Source organism: Streptomyces sp. NPDC050509, assembly GCF_044457965.1.
Lineage (GTDB): Bacteria > Actinomycetota > Actinomycetes > Streptomycetales > Streptomycetaceae > Streptomyces.
Genome location: NZ_JBITHL010000001.1, coordinates 1,127,545 through 1,151,233, shown reverse-complemented (window position 1 = coordinate 1,151,233; position 23,689 = coordinate 1,127,545). Strand labels below are relative to the sequence as shown.

Below are 23,689 nucleotides of genomic sequence, written 5' to 3'. Positions count from 1 at the left end.
GTCCCCCGCGGGGGGCGGTAATAACCCGGGGGGGGGGGGGGGGCGCGCGCCCTCCCCCCCCCCCCCCCCCACCGCGCTGCCGTGGGCGGGAACCGGCGGGAAAATCCGATTCCGATACGACGCGAGACCATCTTCTGCATACCCCTCAAAACTGCCAGAATCGGGAGTTGACTTAACGGCGTACGCGGAGGCGGGGGGACCGGGTGGACCAGGGGGACCAGGAGAAGGAATTCGGTGCGGGCAAGCTGGCCGACCATATGGCGATCGCGCTGCTGACGACGGTGTTTCCCCGTACGGCGGTACGCGCCGCGGTCGAGGCGGCGGGCCGGCGCGAGCGACGCCACCGCGCGCTGCCCGCCTGGCTGACGGCCTATCTGGCGATGGCGATGTGGCTGGATCCCCGGGCCGGATACGTCGCGGTGCTGCGCACCGTCCTCGGCGGGCTGCGCTGGGGCGAGCGGGACGCGTACGCGTGCGGGGGCCCGGTGCCCACCGACGGGGCGATCTCCCGGGCGCGGACCCGGCTGGGCAGCGAGCCCCTGCGCCTCCTCTTCGAGGGCACGGCGCGGGCCGCCGCCCTGGCCGGTCCCGACGGCGGGCCAGGGGGCGGGCTGCGCGAGGTCGCCGTCGACAGCACGGTCGTCGACCTGCCGCCCAGCGAGCGCAACCGGGCGGAGTTCGGCACACCGGCCGGCGACGTACGCCCGCAGGCCCGCCTCGTCGTGCTCGCCGACTGCGGGAGCCTCGCCCTGCTCGGCGCGGCACTCGACCCCATCGACACCGGTGAACGCCCCCTGCTGGAGGCCCTGTTCGCCCGGCTCGGCCCCGGGACGCTGCTGCTCGCCGAGCGCGACGTCCCCACGTACGCACTGTGCGAGCGGGCCGTGGCCGGCGGCGCCCAGATGCTGTGGGGCGTGTCAGGAGCCTTCGCCCCGCCGGCCGGGGAACGCCTCCCGGACGGCACGTACCTGGCCGAACTGCGCGGCGCCCGCGCGGACGAACGCCTGCCGGTACGGGTGCTCGACCCCACGTTCCTCGCGCCCGGCCACCGCGATGGCCACGGCCACCGCGACCGCCACGGCCACCGCGACGGTGCGACCGGGCCCGCGGCCCTGATCACCACGCTCCTGGACCCCGTACGGGCTCCGGCGCCCTGGCTCGTACGCCGCTACGCCGCCCGGTGGCGGATCGAGGACCTGTGCCGGCCGCTCGGCGCCGACCTCCGCAGGCCCGGAGGCGTCCTGCGGTCGCGTACGCCCGACGGCGTACGCCAGGAACTGTGGGCGCTGCTCTGCGTCTACCAGGCCCTGCGCACCCTGATGCCCCACCCCGAGACCCTTAAGTCATGACCCCGGGGGTGTAGGGGCTGGCCAGGCCGGACGGCGCGTCGATAGCTTCTCACCGGAATTCCCGGGCCTCGGGAATGTTCCCGTCGATCTCCCCGATCCCGGTAATGCGGCGGGAGGGATCCCGGCAGTCCCGACTGTCTCGAAAGCCCCGACTGCCACAGCCTCGACTACCACGAAGAGAAGAAGAGGTGGCCATGAGTTCTTTGGCTGACGCCTTGATCGGCGGCGCGGCGCCCGACAAGATCGAGCGGCTGTCGCTGCCCCGGGAATATCTGGCCACCCATCTCCGCAAGGACGACGCGGACATGTTCCGCGGCGTGGCCGACAAGGACGTACGGAAGTCGCTGCGGCTGGGCCCCGTTGCGATGCCGGAACTGGCGCCGGACGAGGTGGTCGTCGCCGTCATGGCCAGCTCGATCAATTACAACACCGTGTGGTCGGCGATGTTCGAGCCCATTCCGACCTTCCGTTTTCTGGAGCAGTTCGCCCGGCAGGGCGGCTGGGCGGCCCGGCACGACCAGCCGTACCACGTGGTGGGCTCCGACGGTGCCGGCGTGATCGTACGGGTCGGATCCGGCGTACGGCGCTGGCGGATCGGCGACCATGTGGTGCTCAGCCCCGCCCATGTGGACGAGCAGGAGGCAGCCACGCACGCCGACGGGATGCTCGGCGCCGAGCAGCGGGCGTGGGGGTTCGAGACCAACTTCGGCGGCCTCGCCGAGTACTCCGTGGTACGGGCCAGCCAACTCGTCCCGAAACCAGCCCACTTGACCTGGGAGGAAGCGGCCTGCAACACCCTGTGCGCCGGTACTGCCTACCGGATGCTCGTCGGGGAGCACGGCGCCAGGATCAAGCAGGGGGACGCCGTGCTGATCTGGGGAGCGGCGGGCGGACTCGGCGCGTACGCCGTGCAGTTCGTCAAGAACGGCGGCGGCATCCCGATCGGCGTGGTCAGCTCGCCGGCCAAGGCGGACGCCGTACGCAGGCTCGGCTGCGACATCGTGATCGAGCGCTCCGAGATCGGTCTCGACGACGATCCTTCGGACGACCCCGCGCGGGTGATCGAGACGGGCAAGCGGCTCGGTTCGATCATCCGCGGACACATCGGGCGCGACCCCGATGTGGTCTTCGAGCATGTCGGGCGCGCCACCTTCGGGATCTCGGTCTTCGTCGTACGGCGCGGCGGCACCGTCGTGACCTGCGGATCGAGCACCGGCTACCACCACGTGTTCGACAACCGCTACCTCTGGATGAAGCTGAAGCGGGTCATCGGCAGCCATATCGCCAACCTCCAGGAGCAGTGGGAGTGCGGCCGGCTCATCGACGCGGGACGGATCGTCCCCACGATGTCCGCGCTCTACCCGCTGGCCGAGGTGGGTGAGGCGACCCGGCTCGTACAGACCAACGCGCACCGGGGCAAGGTCGCCGTCCTGTGCATGGCGCCGGAACCCGGCCTGGGCGTCACCAACCCCGAACTCCGCGCCCGGATCGGCGCGGAACGGCTCAACCCGCTGTGGAGGTCCGGCGGTTCCCAGGGGTCCGGCGGTTCCCAGGGGTCCGGCGCGTCCGAGGGGTCCGGCGGTTCCCAGGGGTCCGGCGGGTCCCAGCGGTCCGCGGGATCCGGGGCCGCCAACGGCGCGTCGGCAGAGGAGAGGTGAGGGCGATGACACCACGTGCCATCGGGTTCCTGGGCACCGGCTCGTACGTACCCGAGCGTGAGGTGACCAACGACGAGATCGTCGCGAAGGTCCCGGACATCACCGCCGAGTGGATCGAGCGGAAGACGGCGATCCTGTGCCGGCGGTACGCGGCCGAGGACGAGGCCACCTCCGACCTGGCGGCCAGGGCGGCGCTCGACGCGCTGGACCGGTCCGGACTGACCGCCGACGACATCGACTACATCATCCTGTCGACCTCGACCGGCGACTTCCCGCAGCCGCCCACGGCGAGCATCGTCCAGCACCTCATCGGCGCCCACGACGCCGCGTGCTTCGACATCAACGCGGTGTGCGCCGGGTTCGTGTACGGCGTCGAGCTGGCCCGCGGTCTGGTGACCGCCCGCCCCGGCAGCCGCGCCCTGGTGATCGGCGCCGACGTCTACTCCCGCATCCTGGACTTCGACGACCGGCGCACCGCCGTACTGCTGGGCGACGGGGCCGGCGCCGTCGTCGTCGGCGAGGTGGCCGAGGGGCACGGGGTGCTCGAACTCGACCTGAGCACCCACGGCGAGGCGCAGGACCTCATCAAGGTGCACGCGGGCGGCAGCAGGACGCCGACCTCCGGGCGGACCCTCGCGGAGGGCGGACACTTCTTCACCATGCAGGGCCGCGGGGTCCGCGACTTCGTGATGGACAACGTGCCGCCCATGCTGGAGCGGCTGCTGGGCCGCGCCGGGGTCGGCGTCGACGAGATCAACTGCTTCGTACCGCACCAGGCGAACGGCGTACTGCTCGGCGAACTCGTCAAGCGGTGCGGACTGACGGGCGCGCACACCCATCTCGTCGTCGAGAAGTACGGCAACGTGGGCAGCGCCTCCGTACCGGTGGCCCTGGACGACGCCGTCCGCTCCGGGGAGATCGTCGACGGCGACCTGGTGCTGCTGTCGGCCTTCGGAGGCGGCATGTCCGCGGGCGCCTGCCTGCTGCGCTGGTCGCCCGCCGGGGGGCCGTCATGAGCGGCTTCGAGAGGATCGGCGTCGTCGGATGCGGCCTGATGGGCTCGGGGTTCGCCGAGGTCTGCGCCCGCGCGGGGCTGGGGGTGACGGTCGTGGTCCGCGGCGAGGAAGCCGCCGACCGGGGCAGGGGACGGCTGCTGAACTCCCTCGAACGGGCCCGGCGGAAAGGGCGGATCACCGAGACCGAGCGGGACGACACCCTGGAACGGATCTCCTTCTCCACCGCCCTCAAGGACCTGCGGGACCACGACTTCGTCCTCGAATCGGTCAGTGAACGCCTCAAGGACAAGCTGGAGGTCTTCGCCGAGCTGGACGAGATCGTCGAGGACCGGGACGCGGTCCTCGCGTCGAACACGTCCTCGATCCCCATCATGAAACTCGGGCGCGTCACCCGGGACCCGGGCCGGGTGGCCGGGGTGCACTTCTTCAACCCCGTGCCGATGATGCCGCTGGTGGAGCTGATCGGCTCGCTGCGCACCCGGCCGGACACCCTCGACCGCGTGGCGGCCTTCGCCACCGGACCGCTCGGGAAGGAAGTGGTACGGGGCCAGGACCAGCCGGGCTTCGTCGTCAACGCGCTGCTCGTGCCGTACCTCCTGTCGGCCGTCCGGATGCTCGAATCGGGCGCGGCCACGGCCGAAGCGATCGACCGGAGCATGACACTCGGCTGCGGCCACCCCATGGGGCCGCTGGCGCTGATCGACCTGATCGGGCTCGACACGATCGCGTCCATCGGTGAGTCGATGCACGAGGAGCTCAAGGAGCCGCTGTACTCGCCCCCGCCGCTGCTGCTGCGGATGATCGAAGGCGGATTCCTGGGCAAGAAGACCGGCGAGGGCTTCCACTCCTACGCCTGAGGCAGGTCCGGCCCCTGCGTTGTGCCGCACCTCAGGCAGGGACGGATCGGCAAGGGCGCGCGTACGAACGGGCAGTCGTCGCCCGGCGTGGTTGCCCCGGCGCACACGGTGTGTTTCTCTGGCGGACGTTCCGGTCCGACGGGGGAGTGGGAGTTCACCGGTGACCGAGGTGCGGCGCGCGTTCGTCACGACGGACCGGCACGACCCCGGGGAACGCCTCGCCCGGCTGGGAGCGGCCCTCCGCCACGGACACGATCCTTGGACCGTGCTCCGCCTCGCCGAACGGCTGATCAGGGCGGGGCACGGGACACGGACGCTCGCCGTACTGGAGGAGTGGGAGACGGCCGGTCCCGGGACGCCGGGCGGGGCCCCGGCCGACGGTCCTGCGCGGGACGACCTGCACGCCGTACGCACCCTGATGCGCTGCGACCACCCGGGAATCGACGGCGCCCCGGCCGCGCCGGCCCCCGGGGCCTGGGAAGAAGTCCGGGCCGCCCGGCCCGCGGTGGCCGCCGCCGCCGCACTGGCCGGCGCACTGGCGGGACTGCCCGCGTACGAGATCGCCCCCCGCGCCGAACACGCCCTCTCCGTAATGGAGTTGGGCCGCCGATCGGCGCCCTCCGCCCTGCTGGCGATCCGGGCGCTGCTCCACGCGGACCGGCTCGCCCCCGCCGCGACCTGGAGTCTGCGGCTGGCCCGCGAGGCCGACCGGGGCAACGCCCCCGCCTGGCAAGCGGAGTTCCTTGTCCTGCTGGCCGTCGCCGAGTACCGGCAGGGCCAACTTCCCTCGGCCAGGGCCCACATCACCTCGGCGCTCGCCGCCGCACCGGCCGGGGAGCACCGGCCGTGGCGGCGGTCCGCACTGCTGATGAGAGGGGGGATCGACGCGCTGACCGCCGGAGCCGGAACGGCAACCGGCGATGGAGCCGGGTCCGGAGCCGATGACGGATCCGGAGCTGATGACGGGGCTGATGGCGGAGCCGGTGACGGAGACGTACATGAGGGCGCGCCACCGCCGACCAGTCTCCTGTGGGCCGACCAACTCGCACTCCGGGGGCAGTTGAGGCTGTCGCGCGGCAGGAACAGCGCCGCACTCGCCGACTTCCTGCGCTGCGGGCGCGCCCTGCGCGCGTGGGACATCGACCGGCCGACGGTGATCCGCTGGCGGTCGGGCGCCGCCCGCGCCCACGCGGCTCACGCGGCCCACGTCGCGCGTCACGGCAGCGACGGTCGTGACGGCCGCGAAGGCCGGGGCCCGGAGCGCGCGCTCGCCCTCGCACTGGAGGAGGTACGGCTCGCCCGCGCCTGCGCCGCGCCCCGGGCCCTGGGGATCAGCCTCCGCAGGGCCGCGTCCGTCGCCGACGCCCCGTTCCGGCTCGATCTGCTCCAGGAATCCGCCCGGTCGCACGAGAGCGCCGGTGCCCGGCTGGAGTGGGCGCGCACGTTGTTCGCCACCGGTACGGAGCTGCTGGCCGCACAGGACCGCGGCGCGGCGCGACAAGCGCTGGACGAGGCGTTCCTGGCGGCCCGGGAGTGCCGGGCGACGGCGCTGGCGGAGCGGATCCGCGCCGCGCTCGGAGCGGCCGGCGGCCGGGATCCGGGGGGCGGAGCGCCCGCCCAGAGTCCGCCACCACCCGGGCCGCCGCACCCGCTGACCGCGAGTCAGCGGAGGGTGGCACGGCTGGCGGCGGCGGGCCGCAGCAACCGGCTGATCGCCGAGGAACTGTCGCTCACGGTCGGTACGGTGGAACAGCACCTCACCCAGATCTACCGGAAGCTCGGAATCCGGAACCGGGCGGATCTGACCCGGCTGCCCGCAATGATCTCCTAGCCGGCAGGCAACGGAACAATGTATTCCGTCGCCCCCACGCAGGTGAATATCGTGGAGAGGGCGGGTGAGATCGCATTTGGTAACCTGTTTGGAAAATAACTGTCGCGACCGGTTCACATTTGAGAAGGCCGCTGGTCGGCGGCCTGTGCAGGGCACGGCAGCGCGCCCCGGGATTCGCGTGATTTTTCCCTACAACTAGCCCTCGGCCGGGGCGGAGTCGAAAATTCCTGCGGTGGGCGTGCAAGCATATCGATGCGTGTACCGGTGTGTGCTGTGGAAGGACCATTCGACCTGGGGGGAACGTTGGGGTTAATACGAGTGGCGGTCCATGCGGAAGATCCCATCACGTGCATGGGGCTGGTCGGTCCGATCGAGGCGAATCCGCAACTGGCTCTGAGCGAGTCGGAGCCGGGGGTGGAGGCCGACGTCATGGTGGTGGCGGTGGAGACCGTGAATGCCGCCACCATGGACCTGTTGAGAAAGCTGTACAGTACGTCGACCCGCTTTTGTCTTGTGGTGGACAACAGCTGGCACGCCGATTATTCGATGGCGGCCGAATACGGGGTGAGGGCTGTGCTCTGGCGCGCCGACTTCACTCCTGACAGGTTTGTTCATGTGATCCGTCTGGTCAATGAGGGATGGGCAGACTTTCCTTCGTCTTTACAGGGCGGTTTGGTCGATCACGTCCGTCGCGTTCAATGCGACGTGCTCACTCCGAGAGGGCTCACGGCCTCCGGCCTTTCCGCCAGGGAGATCGATGTGCTGCGACTGGCGGCCGAAGGGCACGCCATCGCCGAGATCTCCCAGGAACTGTCCTACTCGGAACGGACGATCAAGAACATTTTCTACGGCCTGATGAAGCAGCTCAATCTCAGGAATCGGACCCATGTGGTGTCCTATGCCATCAGGGCCGGTCTGATCTGACCTGATCACGTGACGCACGGCTGACGCGTGACGCACGGCTGAACGGACACACGGCTGAATCGCCCGCCCGTACCACTGCGGCGATTCAGCCGTTTCGCCATGCCCGGACACACGCGAAGCCGTAGGGCACGTAAAGGCCGTATGAACGGTCCGGAGCCCGGGCCGCGATACATGGGCAACGTTGAGGTACGAACAGGCAGTCACCCCCGGCCGAGGTTGCCGCGCCGTCACCGGTGGTGCTTGCCTGAGGGCCCGAACCGGGACCGCCCGTCATGGCGCGCACCGACCGGTCGGCTGCCGAGGGCATCGGCATTCGCACACTCACGATCGGCGTTCACCCAGAACTGTCTGGAGCTGCGATGTCTGAGACACACCTGCCGCACGACGAGGCGATAGCCGTCGTCGGGCTCTCCTGCCGACTGCCCAAGGCCGGCAGCCCCCAGGAGTTCTGGTCGCTGCTCCGCGGTGGAACGAGCGCCATCACGCAGGTTCCGTCCGGACGGTGGAGCACGGCCCGGTACACGGCCGGGGAGCGGAACGAAGGAGAGCGGCGGGACGAAGGAGAGCGGCGGGACGAAGGAGAGCGGCGGCGGGAAGGAGAGCGGCAGGAGGAAGGCGAGCGGCGGGAAGGAGGCGAGCGGCGAGCAGGTGGATTCGACCCGGACGCGCTCCCCGCTCCGCTGGCCGACGCGCGCTGGGGCGGATTCCTCGACGACGTCGCCGGCTTCGACGCACGCTTCTTCGGTGTCTCGCCCCGCGAGGCCGCCGCCATGGACCCGCAGCAGCGGCTGATGCTGGAGCTGGGCTGGGAGGCGCTGGAGGACGCGGGCCGGATACCCGCCGAGCTGCGCACCAGCAGGACAGGTGTCTTCATCGGGTCGATCTGGGACGACTACGCTCTCCTCAACGACCGCCACGGCAGGGAGACTTCGGACCACCGGACGCTCACCGGCCTGCACCGCAGCCTCCTCGCCAACCGGCTCTCGTACGTTCTCGGCGCGCAGGGCCCGAGCCTCACCGTCGACTCCGGCCAGTCCTCCTCCCTCGTCGCGGTGCATCTCGCCTGTGCCAGCCTGCGGACGGGGGAGTCCACGCTCGCGCTCGTCGGCGGTGTGAACCTCAACCTCGTGGCGGAGAGCGCGTTCACCGTCGCGCGGCTCGGCGCGCTCTCCCCGGACGGCCGGTGCTACACCTTCGACTCCCGCGCCAACGGGTACGTACGGGGCGAAGGCGGCGCCATGGCCGTCCTCAAGCCACTCTCCCGCGCCCTCGCGGACGGCGACCGCGTGTACTGCGTCATCCGCGGCAGCGCCATGAACAACGACGGCCCCAGCACCACCCTGACCACCCCCAGCGCCGAGGCCCAGAGCGCCGTGCTGCGGAGCGCGTACCGGCGCGCCGGAGTGGACCCCCGTGCGGTGCAGTACGTCGAACTGCACGGCACCGGGACCAAGGTCGGGGACCCCGTCGAGGCGTCCGCCGTCGCCGCCGTGCTCGGCGCGGCGCGGACGGAGAGCGACGTGCCGGTGCTGCTGGGATCCGCGAAGACCAACGTCGGCCACCTGGAGGGCGCCGCGGGCATCGTCGGATTCCTCAAGACGGCCCTGGCGCTCAGCGAGGGTGAGATACCGCCCACGCTCAACTTCGCCGAGCCCTCCCCGAGGATCCCCCTCGCGGAGTGGAAGCTGCGGATGGCCCAGGAGCTCACGCCCTGGCCGGTCGGGGCGGAGGACGGCCAACGGCTCGCGGGTGTCTCGTCGTTCGGCGTCGGCGGCACCAACTGCCATCTCGTACTCGCCTCGGCGCCGACGCCCCAGGAGCGGGAACTCCGGCCGGAGGAGTCCGACTCCGAGTGGGGCGTGCTCCCGTGGGTGGTGTCGGCGCGGTCCGCGGCCGGGGTGGCCGCGCAGGCCGCCCGCCTGGCGGAGTTCGTGAAGGACCCTGCCGCGTCGGCCGCCGGGCCTGATACGGGGCCAAGGATCGCGGACATCGGTCTCTCCCTCGCCACCACACGCTCCGCGTTCGAGCACCGCGCGGTGGTCCTCGGGGAGAACCGGCACGACCTGCTGACCGCGCTGGACGCGCTCGCCCGCGGCGAGACCGAGGGGCCGGCGGCCGGCCAGGTGGTGACCGGGCGGGCCGGCGGCGGACGCACGGTGTTCGTCTTCCCCGGCCAGGGCAGCCAGTGGCCCGGGATGGCCGATGAACTGGGGCGCTCCTCACCCGCGTTCCGCGCCCGGCTTGAGGCCTGCTCGGAGGCGCTCGCCCCGTACACCGGCTGGTCGGTGCTGGACGTACTGCGCGGCGCGGAGGGCGCGCCGCCGTACGACCGGATCGACGTGGTGCAGCCCGTGCTCTTCGCCATGATGGTGTCGCTGGCCGCCGCGTGGAGCGCGCTGGGCGTGGAGCCGGACGCGGTGGTCGGGCACTCGCAGGGCGAGATCGCCGCCGCGTACGTGTGCGGCGCGCTCTCGCTGGACGACGCCGCGCGCGTCGTGGCACACCGCGCCGGCGCGGTCGGCGCGCTGAGCGGTTCGGGACGGATGGCGACGGTCCCGCTCTCCGCCGAAGCGGTACGCGCCGACCTGGCCGGGTACGGCGACCGCCTCCGCATCGCCGGGATCAACAGCCCGGCCCGGACGACCGTGTCCGGGGAACCGGCGGCGGTCGAGGAGCTGGTGGCGGCCTACCAGGCCCGGCAGGTACGGGCGCGCGTCATCGAATCCGTCGACTACGCCTCGCACACCCCACGGGTCGAGCCGGTCCGCGAGGAACTGCTGACACGGCTCGCGCCGATCGCGCCCCGTACCTCGGACATCCCCTTCTACTCGACGCTGACCGGCGGACTCCTCGACACCGCGGGGCTCGACGCCGCCTACTGGTACGCCAACCTGTCCCACGCCGTACGGTTCGAGGACGCCACCCGCGCGCTGTCCGCCGACGGGTACACGGTGTTCGTCGAGAGCAGCCCCCACCCGCTGCTGACGTTCAGTGTCGAGGAGACCCTGGGCGACGCGGCCCTCGCGGTCGGCTCGCTCCACCGGGAGCAGTCCGGCCGGACCCGGATGCTGATGTCCCTGGCGCGGGCGTACGCGCACGGCACGCCGGTGGACTGGACGTCGTACTGGGCCGGCCGCGTCGCGCGCCGCGTCGCCCTGCCCACGTACGCCTTCCAGCGCGAACGCCACTGGCTGGACACCACCACCACGGCGGTGGACACCCCGGGCACCCCGTCCCCGGACACACCGGCGGCCACGGAGGCGCCGCGTCCCGCCGCCGACCGTACGCCCGCCGCCCTGCCCGGCCTGGTGCAGGGCGCGATCGCCGCAGTCCTCGGCCATCTGCGGCCCGGATCGGTCGAGTTGGACCGTACGTTCAAGGACCTGGGACTCGACTCCGTGAGCGGGGCCGAACTCGGCCGGCGGCTGTCCACCGCCACCGGGCTGAACCTGCCCGCCGGTCTCATCTTCGACTGCCCCACCCCGGAACACGTCATCGCCCACCTGCGCGCCGCACTCGACCCGGCCGCGGACCACCAGGACACACCCACGCCCGCCGGTGACACGGCCGTACCGGGCACCGCCGTACCGGGCACCGACGAGCCCATCGCCATCGTCGCCATGGGCTGCCGCTACCCGGGGGACGTCCGCACCCCGGAACAGCTCTGGGAGCTGATCGCCGCGGGCGGCGAGGGCCTGTCGGACTTCCCCGTCGACCGGGAGTGGGATCTCGACGGGCTCTACCACCCGGACCCCGGCCACGCGGGCACTTCGTACACCCGCAAGGGCGGCTTCCTGCACGACGCCACCCGGTTCGACGCCGGTTTCTTCGGTATCTCGCCGCGCGAGGCGGCCTCCCTCGACCCGCAGCAGCGCCTGCTGCTGGAGGTGGCGTGGGAGACCGTCGAACGCGGCGGGATGGACCCCCGTACCCTGCGCGGCGGACAGGTCGGTGTGTTCGTCGGCGCGATGGCCCAGGACTACGGGCCACGGATGCACGAGACGTCCGAGGGCACGGAGGGCGGCTTCATCCTGACCGGCACCACGTCCAGTGTGCTGTCCGGCCGGATCGCGTACGTCCTCGGCCTCGAAGGCCCGGCCGTGACCGTGGACACCGCGTGCTCGTCCTCGCTGGTGGCGCTGCATCTCGCGAGCCGCGCCCTGCGCTCGGGCGAGTGCGCGATGGCGCTGGCCGGCGGTGTCACGGTGATGTCGACCCCCGGGATCTTCGTCGAGTTCAGCCGCCAGCGCGGGCTCTCGGAGGACGGCCGGTGCAAGGCGTTCGCGGAGGGCGCGGACGGCACCGGATGGGCCGAGGGCGTGGGGCTGGTGCTGCTGGAACGGCTGTCGGACGCGCGGCGCCTGGGCCACCGGGTGCTGGGCGTGGTACGCGGCTCCGCCGTCAACCAGGACGGCGCGTCCAACGGGCTGACGGCGCCCAACGGCCCCTCGCAGCGCCGGGTGATCCGGCAGGCGCTGGCCGACGCCCGCGTACCGGCCTCCGGGGTGGACGTCGTCGAGGCGCACGGCACGGGAACCCGGCTGGGGGACCCGATCGAGGCGCAGGCGCTGCTGGCCACGTACGGGCAGGACCGGCCGGTGGACCGGCCGCTGCTGCTCGGCTCGGTGAAGTCGAACATCGGCCACACGCAGGCGGCGGCCGGGGTGGCGGGCGTGATCAAAATGGTGCTGGCGATGCGCCACGGCGTCGTCCCGCCCACCCTCCATGTCGACGCCCGGTCCTCCCGGGTCGACTGGGCGGCGGGCGCGGTGGCACTGGCGACGGAGGGGACGGCGTGGCCCACGACGGGCCGCCCGCGCCGCGCCGCCGTCTCCTCCTTCGGCATCAGCGGCACCAACGCGCATCTCGTGCTGGAGCAGGCGCCGGACGCGGACCCGCCGGTGCCGGGTCCCGTGGCGTCGGGCGCCGGTTCCGGCTCCGTGGTCGGCTCCGGCTCCGCCGACGGCGTCTGGTCGGAGGCCGCAGGACCGGTGACGGCCTGGGTGGTCTCCGGGCGCGCCCCGGAGGCGCTGGCCGCGCGGAGCGGTCAACTGGCCTCCTGGGTACGGTCCCGACCGGATGTGGGCCCGGACGCGGATACGGATACCGGTACGGGTACGGGTAGGGCCTGCGGCGAGGTGGCGCTCGCCCTGGCGACCGGACGCTCCCACTTCGAACACCGGGCGGTGGTCCTCGGCCAGGACACCGCGAGCCTGACGGACGGGCTGGACGCGCTCGCCACCGGGCGGAGCGCCCCCGGGGTGATCACCGGCGTCGCCGCGGGCACCGGCACCGCCAGGACGGTGTTCGTCTTTCCCGGCCAGGGCCCCCAGTGGACCGGCATGGCGGCCGGACTGCTGCGCGACTCACCGCTCTTCGCCGAGCGGATGGACGCCTGCGCGCGGGCCCTGGAGCCCTACACCGACTGGCAGTTGCTCGATGTGCTCCACCAGCGGCCCGGCGCGCCGGGACTGGACCGTGTCGATGTCGTCCAGCCCGCCCTGTTCGCGGTCATGGTCGGCCTGGCCGCCCTCTGGCGCGCCCACGGCGTCGAACCCGACGCGGTGATCGGCCACTCCCAGGGCGAGATCGCCGCCGCGTACGTCTGCGGCGCCCTCACGCTCGACGACGCCGCCCGGATCGTCGCCCTGCGCTCCAAGTCCCTTGTCCGGGTGGCCGGTACGGGCGGGATGGCCTCCCTGCCGGTCTCCGCCGACCGGGCGCGCGCCCTGATCGCCGACCGCGCCGGCCTGCACCTGGCGGCCGTGAACGGCCCGGCCACCACCGTCGTCGCCGGTGACACCGACGCCCTGGCCCGCCTCCTCGCCCACTGTGCGGCCGAGGACATCGACGCGAAGGCGATCCCCGTCGACTACGCCTCCCACACCCCCCATATGGCGGTGCTGCGGGACGAGTTGAGCTCCGCACTGGCCGAGGTGCGCCCCACCGCCGCCGAGGTGCCCTTCTACTCCACCGTCACCGGCGGCCTGCTCGACACCACCGCGCTGACCGGCGCGTACTGGTACGAGAACCTCACCAGCCCGGTGCTCTTCCACTCCACCCTGCGCCAACTGGTCGACGACGGGCACGGCTTGTACGTCGAGACCAGCCCGCACCCCGTACTGATCCCCAGCATCCAGCACATCCTGCACGCCGCCGGTGCCGACGGCGACGAAGGCGGCACCGAGCGGCCCGGGGCGGTCGCCGTCGCGAGCCTGCGCCGGGACGCGGGCCGGTGGCCGCAGTTCCTGACCGCCCTGGCCAGGGCGTACGCGCACGGCGCACCGGTGGCGTGGCACGGTGCGCTCGCCCGGCCGGGCGACGGCCCCGCGCACCCCTCCGTGACGCCTGACCTGCCCACGTACCCCTTCCAGCGGCAGCGCCACTGGCTCACCTCCGCGCCCGTCCTCACCGACGCGTCCGGTCTCGGGCTCCAGAGCGCCGGCCATCCGCTGCTGGCGAGCACCAGCCATCTGCCCGACGGGACCTGGCACGCCACCGGCGTCCTGAGCACCGGCGCCAAGCCCTGGCTGGCCGACCACGCGGTCACCCGCACCCCGCTGCTGCCCGCCACCGCCCACCTCGACCTCGCGCTCCACGCGGGCACCGCCACCGGCTGCCCCGCGCTGGAGGAACTCACCCTGCACGCCCCGCTGATGCTCGACGGCGACCGGCCCGTCCATCTGCACATCACCGTGACACCGCCGGATCAGGACACCGGTACCGAGGGCGGCGTACGGCGGCGTGTCGAGATCCACTCCCGGCCGGGGACCACCGACCCCGGACGGCCCTGGACCCACCACGCCACCGGCACGCTCACGTCCACACCCGCCGCGGCGCCCGACCAGGCCGGGACGGAAGCGGCATCCGGGGCGTGGCCGCCCGCCGGGGCCGAGCCCGTACCGGTCGACGGCCTCTACCCGCGGCTCGCGGAACGCGGCTACGACTACGGCCCCGCCTTCCGCAACCTGCGGACCGCGTGGCGGCAGGACACCACCCTGTACGCCGACATACGCCTCGGGTCCGACCTGCCCACCGGCGGTTTCGGGATCCATCCCGCGCTGCTGGACTCCGCCCTCCACACGCTCTTCCTCACCCCCGGGCACGCCGGGGACACGGGGGACGCCCCGAGCGGGATCGAGCTGCCGTTCTCCTGGAGCGGGGTCCACCTGCACGCCACCGACGCCGACACCCTCCGCGTCCACCTCACCCCGACCGGCGACCACACCGTCCGGCTCACGGCGACCGACCCGGCCGGCCGGCCCGTCATCACCGTCGACACCCTCACCCTCCGGCCCCTGGACGCGGGCGGGCTGACCCCCGAACACGACACCCTGCGCTCCCTGTTCCAGCTCGACTGGCATCCGCTGCCCCTGGACGGGCCGCCCCCGACCACGGGCGTACGGCGTCTCGCACTGCTCGGCGCTCCCGGCCCCGGCGCCGACTCCGGCCCGTACGCGTCCCTCGCCGGGACCGCCGGTGTCACCCTCACCCGCCACGAGGACCTGGCCGGTCTCACGGCCGCGCTCGACGCGGGAGACTCGGGAGGCGCGCTCGACGCAGACGGCCCGGGCGACTCGGGCGACGCGCTCGACATGGGCGACGCGGGGGCGCCCGCCCCCGACGTCGTGATCGCCGTCCTGCCCGCGCCCGCCCCGGAGATGGACGAGGACCCGAACCGGGCGGACCAGAGGCTGCCCGCCCGTACCGCGGCCCGGACCGCCACCGTCCTGCGGCTGCTCCAGGACTGGCTCGCCACACCCCACTACGTGACCAGCACCCTGGTCCTCGTCACCACCCACGCCGTCTCCACCTCGGTCGCCGGGGCCCCGCCCGCCAACCTGGCCGACGCCGCCGTCTGGGGCCTGGTCCGGTGCGCACAGGCGGAGAACTCCGGCCAGTTCCTCCTGCTCGACACCGACCACCACGCCCTCTCCGCCGAGGCGCTGCCCACCGCGATCGCCGCCGCCCTCGCCGCCGGGGAGACCCAACTCGCCCTGCGCGAAGGGCAGATCACCGTAGCCCGGCTCACCCCCGCCACCGCGGGCGGCGCCCTCGTCCCGCCCGCCGGCACCGACCGCTGGCACCTGGAGGCATCGGGAAGCGGCGGCACGCTCGACCAGGTGGTGCTGGCCGCCTCCGAGGAACGCGAAGGGCCGCTGGGACCCGAGGAGATACGGATCGCCGTGCGCGCCGCCGGTCTCAACTTCCGTGACGTCATGGTGTCGTTGGGCCTCGTCCCGATCAAGGTGCCGATCGGCGGGGAAGAGGCGGGGATCGTCACCGAGGTCGGCGACCGGGTCACCGGACTGGCCCCGGGGGACCGGGTGATGGGCATGTCCACCGTCGGTGGCATCGGCCCGGTCCGCGTCACCGACCACCGCCTCGTCACCCGTATCCCCGACGACTGGACCTTCACGGAGGCCGCCACGGTCCCCGCGGCCTTCCTCACCGCCTACCACGCCCTGGTCGACCTCGCCCGGATCCGGCCCGGCGACAAGATCCTGATCCACACCGCCACCGGCGGCGTCGGCATGGCCGCCGTCCAGCTCGCCCGGCACTTCGGCGCCGAGATCTACGCCACCGCGTCCCCCACGAAGTGGGGCACCCTGCGCGCCCTGGGCCTGGACGACGACCACATCGCCTCCTCGCGCACCCTCGACTTCGAGCAGGACTTCCTCGCCCACGCCCCCGAAGGGCTGGACATCGTCCTCAACTCCCTGGCCCACGAAGCCGTCGACGCGTCGCTGCGGCTGCTCGCCCCCCACGGCCGGTTCATCGAAATGGGCAAGACCGACATCCGCGACGCGGAAGAGGTCACCGCCGCCCGTCCCGGCCTCTTCTACCGCGCCTTCGACCTGCTGGACCTCGGCCCCGACCGGATCGGCGCGCTCTTCGCCGACCTCGCCCGCCTCTTCGCCGACCGCACGCTCCAGCCCTTGCCGGTCACCACCTGGCCGCTCTCCCAAGCACGCCACGCCCTGCGCCACTTCAGCCTGGCCCGGCACATCGGGAAGATCACCCTCGCCCTGCCGCCCGCGCTCGACCCGGCCGGCACCGTACTGATCACCGGAGGCACCGGCACCCTCGGCGGACTCGTGGCCCGCCACCTCGTCACCCGCCACGGCGTCCGCCACCTCCTGCTGACCAGCCGCAGCGGCCCGGACGCCGCCGGCGCGGCCGGACTCCGTACCGAACTGACCGGCCTCGGCGCCCACGTCACCGTCGCCGCCTGCGACGCCGCCGACGCGGACGCCCTCGCGGCCCTGCTCGACGCGGTCCCCGCTGACCATCCCCTCACCGCGGTCGTCCACGCGGCGGGCACCCTGGACGACAGCACCCTGGAGAACCTCACACCCCGCCACGTCGAGACCGTCTTCCGGCCCAAGGTCGACGCCGCCTGGAACCTCCACCGCGCCACCGCGGGGCTCGACCTGGCCGCGTTCGTCCTGTTCTCCTCGGCCGCCGCCACCCTGGGCAGCTCAGGACAGGCCAACTACGCCGCCGCCAACGCCTTTCTCGACGCCCTCGCCACCCACCGCCGCGCCGCCGGGCTGCCCGCCACCTCACTCGGCTGGGGACTGTGGGAGGAGGCCAGCGGCATGACCGGCCACCTCGACACCGGTCAGCGGCGGCGCGTCATCAGCCACGCCGGGATCACCCCGCTGACCACCGCACACGCCCTCGCGCTCCTCGACACCGCACTCCGGCTCGACCAGCCCTTCCTGCTGCCGTCGCCCCTCACCCCGCCCGCCGACCCCGCCGCCCTCCCCGCCCTGCTGCGCGCCCTGCCGGGCGCCCCCACCCGGCGTACGGCGGCGACCACCGGCAACGTCACCTCCGCCAACGGGGACAGCAACGGCCACGGCAACGGCAACGGCAACGGACTGACCGACGAGCTGGTCAGGCTCTCGTCCGAGGAGCAACACCACTACCTGCTCGGCCTGGTACGCAGCCACGCCGCCACCGTCCTCGGCCATCCGACCCCCGACACCATCACCCCGGCCCACGCCTTCAAGGAGATCGGCTTCGACTCCCTCACCGCCGTCGAACTGCGCAACCGGCTCACCGCCGCGACCCGGCTGCGGCTCTCTCCCACCCTGGTCTTCGACCACCCCACACCCACCGCGCTCGCCACCCATCTGCACACCCGGCTCAGCCCGCGCGCCGCCGACGTCGCACAGAACGTACTCCGGGACATCGACCGCCTCGACAACGCGCTGTCCGCTCTTTCCACGGACACCGCCCGGAGCGGAGCGATCGGAAAACGCCTCGAAGGTCTGCTGTGGAAATGGCGCGAAACAACGGAGAGCGTCTCGCCGGACGGACCGGACGGATCCGACGACGATCTCAGCTCCGCGACGGACGACGAGATATTCGACGTCATCGAGAACGAGTTCGGAATCTCCTGACCTTCAACGTGAGGATGGTCGCTTCTGATGTCGGACGAAGAGAAGCTCCGGGATTATCTGCGCCGTGTGACCGCCGATCTGCGCCGGGCCCGTCAGCGGCTGCGCGAGGTCGAGTCCGACCGGTTCGAACCGGTCGCGATCGTCGGCATGGGCTGCCGCTACCCCGGGGGCGTGGAGTCGCCGGACGACCTGTGGCGGCTGGTCAGCGAGGAACAGGACGTGATCTCCGGCTACCCCACCGACCGTGGCTGGGACCTGGAGACGCTGTACGACCCGGACCCGGACGCCCCAGGGAAAAGCTACGGGCGTCAGGGCGGATTCCTCTACGACGCCGGTGATTTCGACGCCGCCTTCTTCCACATCAGTCCGCGCGAGGCCATCGCCACCGACCCGCAGCAACGCCTCGTACTGGAAACCGCCTGGGAAACCCTGGAACGGGCCGGAATCGATCCGACCAGCCTGCGCGCCACATCGACGGGCGTCTTCACGGGAAGTTACGAACACGATTACAGCACCCTGCTCACGGCGCATTCCTCCGCCGAGGTCGAGGGCTATATCCCGACCGGGGGATTCTCCTCGGTGATCTCGGGCCGGGTGGCCTATGCGCTGGGCCTGGAGGGGCCCGCGGTGACCGTGGACACGGCGTGCTCGTCCTCCCTGGTGGCGATGCATCTCGCGTGCCAGGCCCTGCGCGCGGGGGACTGCACCCTCGCCCTGGCGGGCGGCGTCACGATCATGGCGACCCCGACCCCCTTCGTCGCCTTCAGCCGGCAGCGCGGTCTGGCGCGCGACGGCCGGTGCAAGGCTTTCGCCGCGGCGGCCGACGGGACGAATTTCTCCGAGGGTGTGGGGCTGGTTCTGCTGGAGCGGCTGTCCGACGCGGAGCGCAACGGGCACGAGGTGCTGGCGCTGGTCCGGGGCAGTGCGGTGAATCAGGACGGTGCGTCGAACGGGCTGACCGCGCCCAACGGCCCTTCCCAGCAACGGGTGATCGAAAGCGCCCTGGCCCATGCCCGGCTCACCCCCGACCAGGTCGACGCCGTCGAGGCACACGGTACGGGCACCACCCTGGGCGACCCGATCGAGGCGCAGGCACTGCTCGCCACGTACGGCCAGGACCGCCCGGCGGACCGGCCGCTGTGGCTCGGCTCGCTCAAGTCGAACATGGGCCATACGCAGGCGGCGGCCGGGGTGGCGGGCGTCATCAAGATGGTGCTCGCGATGCGCCACGGTCTCCTGCCGAAAACACTGCATGTCGATGAGCCGAGCCCCCACGTCGACTGGTCGGCGGGCGCGGTCTCCCTGCTGACGGAGGAGCGGGAGTGGCCGGTGGTGGACCGGCCGCGGCGTGCGGCGGTGTCGTCGTTCGGTGTGAGCGGGACGAACGCGCATGTGGTGGTCGAGCAGGCACCGGCGAAGTCGCAACCGGAGGCCGCTGCCGGGGATGCGGGTCCGGTGCCGTGGGTGGTGTCGGGCGGTTCGGCGGCGGGGTTGCGGGCGCAGGCGGAGCGGCTGGAGCGGTCGGTGCGGGAGCGGCCGGAGGTGACGGCCGGCGAGGTGGGTCTGTCGCTGGCGGTGGGGCGTGCGCGGCTTGACCACCGTGCGGTGGTGGTGGGGGCCGACCGCGAGGAGCTGCTGACGGGCCTGGCCGCCGTGGGGCGCGGCGAGCCGGCCGCCGGTGTGGTGACCGCCGAGGGGTCACCGGTGGTGGCCGATGGCGGCCGGGTGGTGTTCGTCTTTCCCGGCCAGGGATCCCAATGGGAGGGCATGGCACTGGAGTTGGTCGAGTCCTCCGAGGTCTTCCGCGACCGGCTGCTGGAGTGCGAGGAAGCGCTCAGGCCCCTGGTGGGCTGGTCGGTGCTCGACGTGTTACGTGGTGTGCCGGGCGCCCCGGACCTCACTCGGGACGACGTGGTGCAGCCGGTGCTCTTTGCCGTGATGGTGTCCTTGGCGGCGCTGTGGCGCTCGGCCGGGGTGGAGCCCGAGGCGGTGATCGGGCACTCCCAGGGCGAGATCGCCGCCGCCTGTGTCGCGGGCGTGCTGTCGCTGGAGGACGCGGCGCGGGTCGTCGCCCTGCGGAGCCGGCTGCTGATGCGGCTGGCGGGCCGCGGCGGACTGGTGTCGGTCGCCCTGCCCGTGGCCGAGGCGGAGGAGAACCTCGCGCGCTGGGGCGGCCGGCTGACCGTGGCGGCCGTCAACGGCCCCTCCGCCGTGGTGATCGCGGGCGATACGGACGCCCTGGACGAACTGCTCGCCTGGTGCGCGGAGACCTCCGTACGGGCGCGCCAGATCCCCGTCTCCTTCGCCTCCCACTCCGCACATGTCGAGGAGATAGAGAAGGACCTGCTGGACGTTCTCACGTCGGTGTCACCGCGTTCGGGTGGGGTGCCGTTCTTTTCGACGGTGACGGGTGGGCTGGTCGATGGTGGTGAGCTGGACGCGGGGTACTGGTATCGGAATCTGCGGGAGCCGGTGCGGTTCGAGCCGGTGGTGCGGTCGTTGATGGAGCGGGGCTTCGACGCGTTCGTCGAGGTCAGTCCGCATCCGGTGATCACGGCGAGCGTGGAGGACATCGCGGCGTCGGTCGGTTCCGGTGCGGTGGCCGGTGGCACACTGCGCCGGGGTGAGGGCGGTCTGGACCGCTTCCTGCTGTCGGCGGGGCATCTGTCGGTGTGCGGGGTGCGGGTGGAGTGGGGCTCGGTGTTCGCCGGGCGCGGTCTGCGGCCGGTCGAGCTGCCGACGTACGCCTTCCAGCGCGAACGGTACTGGCTGGCCGGCGGTGGCGGCACGGGCGATGTGGCGGCGTACGGACTGACCGCGATGGAGGCCCATCCGCTGCTGGGCGCCGTGGTGGAGCTGCCCGAGTCGGGTGGGGTGGTGGTGAGCGGCCGGCTGTCGGTGCGGGACCAGCCCTGGCTGACCGGGCACCGGGTGCTGGGGCAGGTGGTGGTGCCGGGGGCGGCGCTGGTGGAGATGGCGATCCGGGCCGGTGACGAGGCCGGTTGCCCGGACCTGGCGGAGCTGATCATTCAGGTGCCGCTCGTCCTGCCGGAGTCCGGCGCGGTGTTCGTACGGATCACCGTGGGCGACGTCGAGGACGGCGGCAGCAGGCCCCTGACCCTGTACGCGCGGGCCCAGCGGGACGACGGCCCGTGGACCGCCCATGCCACCGGAGTACTCGCCCGGCCCGACACGGCTATGGACGAGGCGCTGAAGGAGCTGGACGTGTGGCCTCCGGCGGGCGCGGAGGCGGTCCCGGTGGGCGGTGTGTACGAGGACTTCGCGGCCCGTGGTCTGGAGTACGGCACGGTGTTCCGCGGCCTGGAGGCGGTGTGGCGGCGGGGCGACGAGACCTTCTCGGAGGTCGGGCTCCCCGAGGAGGGGCAGGGCGAAGTCGCCGCGTTCGGTGTGCACCCGGCGTTGCTCGACGCCGTACTGCACACGGTGGTGCTGAGCGACGCGCTGCCCGGTGTCGAAGCGGGTGTGCCCTGGCTGCCGTTCGTGTGGTCGGGGGTACGGCTGCACGCGGTGGGCGCGGCCCGCGTACGGGTCAGGATCACCGCCGCCGAGGCGGGAGTCCTCCGGGTGGAGGTCGCCGACCCGGCCGGCGGCCCGGTGCTCACGGTGGCCGGTCTGACGCTACGCCCCCTGCCCTCCGGCGAGTTGACCGCGCGGGCCCGTCCCCGGGACGACCTGTTCCGACTGGACTGGGTGCCGGTGCCGGTGCCGTTGGCGCCTGCCGCCGGTGTGCCCGGATCCGGTGCGACGGCCCCGGACGGAGGCTGGGTCCTGGTGGGGGAGGACCGCTGTGGTCTAGGACTCACGGCCTTCGCGTCACCGGCCGAATTGACGGGCGAGGAACCCGAGGTGGTGGTGTGGTGTGCCCCGGGCGGCGCCGACCCGGCGGGGGCGCGGGCGAGCGCGTGTGCGGCACTGGACACGGTGCAGCGCTGGCTGGCCGAGAAGGCGTGCGCCGACTCCCGGCTCGTGGTGGTGACCTCAGGTGGCGTCGGTGTGGCGCCCGGCGAGCCGGTGGACGCGGGCGCCGCCGCGGTCTGGGGGCTGGTGCGCTCCGCGCACTCCGAGAACCCCGGCCGGATCACCTTGCTGGACATCGCCCCGGGCGCTGAACCGACCGTACCCCTGCTGGCCGGGGCGCTGGCGACCGGAGAACCCCAACTCGCCCTGCGCGACGACGGCTTACGGGCACCACGCCTCGCCCGGATGACGGACGGGCCCACGGAGACCGTCACCCTCGACCCGGCCGGGACGGTACTGGTCATCGGCGGAACGGGCGACCTGGGTGCCCTGGTGGCCCGGCATCTCGTGGAGCGGTACGGCGTACGGCACCTGGTGCTGGCTAGTCGGCGCGGCGCGAGTGCCGAGGGAGCCGGGGAGCTACGGGGCGAACTGGCGGCCCTCGGCGCGGAGGCGGACATACGGGCCTGCGATGTGACGGACCGGCGGGCGGTGGCGGAGCTGCTGGCGGCCATGCCCGCCGACCGTCCGCTCACCGGTGTGGTGCACTGCGCGGGCGCCCTGGACGACGGTGTCATCCCGGCGCTCGACCCCGAGCGGGTAGGGCGGGTGTTCGCCCCGAAGGCGGACGCCCTGAGCCATCTCGACGCCCTCACCCGCGACGCCGACCTGGGAATGTTCGCGGTGTTCTCCTCGGCGGCCGGCGTGCTCGGCACCCCGGGGCAGGCCAACTACGCGGCGGCCAACGCCGCCGTCGACGCCCTGGTCACCTCGCGCAGGGCGGCCGGGCTGCCCGGGGTGTCGCTGGCCTGGGGCTGGTGGGGCAAGGGCAGCGGACTGACCGGCGATCTGACCGGGACGGACCGGGAACGGTTCGCGCGCGGTGGCGTGGCCGCCATGACGGCCGACGAGGGGCTGTCGCTGTTCGACGCGGCCCTGGCGTACAACCTGCCGGTGATGGTGCCGGTGAAACTGGACCTCGCCAGGCTGGCGGAAGCGGCCGGCGCCGGTCCTGGCACGGGCGCCCCGGCGTCGGGCGGGCTGCCACCGCTGCTCAGCGGCCTGGTCGCCGGAGGAGCGGCGGCCCGCAGGACCGCGCACAGCGGCGCGGCGCAGAGCGGCGCCGACGCCCTGCGCCGCCGGCTCGACGCGCTGCCCGAAGGGGAACAGACGCGGGAGCTGGTCGAGTTGGTGACCGGACAGGTCGCCACCGTGCTCGGCCACGCGCGCGCGGCCGGCCTGGAGGTGGGCAAGCCGTTCAGCGCACTCGGTTTCGACTCGCTCACCGCGGTGGAACTGCGCAACCGGCTCGCGCAGGTCACGGGGTTGCGCCTGCCCGCCACCCTGACCTTCGACCATCCCACCCCGCTCGCCCTCGCCCACCATCTGCGCGGCGAGCTCGTACAGACCGAAGCGGAAACGCTCGACAGGGTGTTGGGGGACCTCGACAAGGTGGCGGAGATCCTGTCACGGCTCGATCCGGACGACGCGGCACACGCGCGGGTCACGGAGCGGATCAGGGCCCTCCTCGTCCCCTCCGGAGAAGCCCCGGCGGAGACACGCGGGGACGAAGTGACGGAGCAACTCCAACTGTCCTCCACCGAAGAGCTGTTCCAGTTCGTCGACAAGCAATTGGGAGCCTGATCCGATGGATGAGAACGCCA

Annotated in this window: 8 protein-coding genes; all 8 read left to right on the top strand. The window is 72.9% G+C overall.

Annotated elements, in window-relative coordinates; genetic code table 11:
* Nucleotides 1-203 precede the first annotated feature (203 nt).
* The 8 genes from ACIBJC_RS04375 to ACIBJC_RS04340 all read left to right on the top strand — a co-directional run bounded on the left by ACIBJC_RS04375 (nucleotide 204) and on the right by ACIBJC_RS04340 (nucleotide 23,669).
* A complete protein-coding gene (locus ACIBJC_RS04375) occupies nucleotides 204-1,349 on the top strand; it encodes an IS4 family transposase (RefSeq protein ID WP_399287542.1) in 1,146 nt (381 codons plus the stop codon).
* Nucleotides 1,350-1,543: 194 nt separating this feature from the next.
* Nucleotides 1,544-3,007, top strand: coding sequence for a crotonyl-CoA carboxylase/reductase (ccrA, locus tag ACIBJC_RS04370; RefSeq protein ID WP_399287539.1), 1,464 nt, complete (start codon nucleotides 1,544-1,546; stop codon nucleotides 3,005-3,007).
* Between the two features lie 5 nt (nucleotides 3,008-3,012).
* Nucleotides 3,013-4,023, top strand: a complete 1,011-nt coding sequence (locus ACIBJC_RS04365) for a 3-oxoacyl-ACP synthase III family protein (RefSeq protein WP_399287536.1) — start codon at nucleotides 3,013-3,015, stop codon at nucleotides 4,021-4,023.
* Nucleotides 4,020-4,880, top strand: coding sequence for a 3-hydroxybutyryl-CoA dehydrogenase (locus ACIBJC_RS04360; RefSeq protein WP_399287534.1), 861 nt, complete (start codon nucleotides 4,020-4,022; stop codon nucleotides 4,878-4,880). The genes ACIBJC_RS04365 and ACIBJC_RS04360 overlap by 4 nt, the downstream gene beginning before the upstream one ends.
* Before the next feature lie 160 nt (nucleotides 4,881-5,040).
* Nucleotides 5,041-6,711 carry a LuxR C-terminal-related transcriptional regulator gene (locus ACIBJC_RS04355; protein WP_399287531.1) on the top strand — a complete coding sequence of 557 codons (1,671 nt, stop codon included), beginning with the start codon at nucleotides 5,041-5,043 and terminating at the stop codon, nucleotides 6,709-6,711.
* A gap of 351 nt (nucleotides 6,712-7,062) precedes the next feature.
* Nucleotides 7,063-7,635, top strand: coding sequence for a response regulator transcription factor (locus ACIBJC_RS04350; protein WP_329827907.1), 573 nt, complete (start codon nucleotides 7,063-7,065; stop codon nucleotides 7,633-7,635).
* A gap of 359 nt (nucleotides 7,636-7,994) precedes the next feature.
* A complete protein-coding gene (locus ACIBJC_RS04345) occupies nucleotides 7,995-18,047 on the top strand; it encodes a type I polyketide synthase (RefSeq protein ID WP_399287528.1) in 10,053 nt (3,350 codons plus the stop codon).
* Nucleotides 18,048-18,071: 24 nt separating this feature from the next.
* A complete protein-coding gene (locus tag ACIBJC_RS04340) occupies nucleotides 18,072-23,669 on the top strand; it encodes an SDR family NAD(P)-dependent oxidoreductase (RefSeq protein WP_399288136.1) in 5,598 nt (1,865 codons plus the stop codon).
* Nucleotides 23,670-23,689 lie beyond the last annotated feature (20 nt).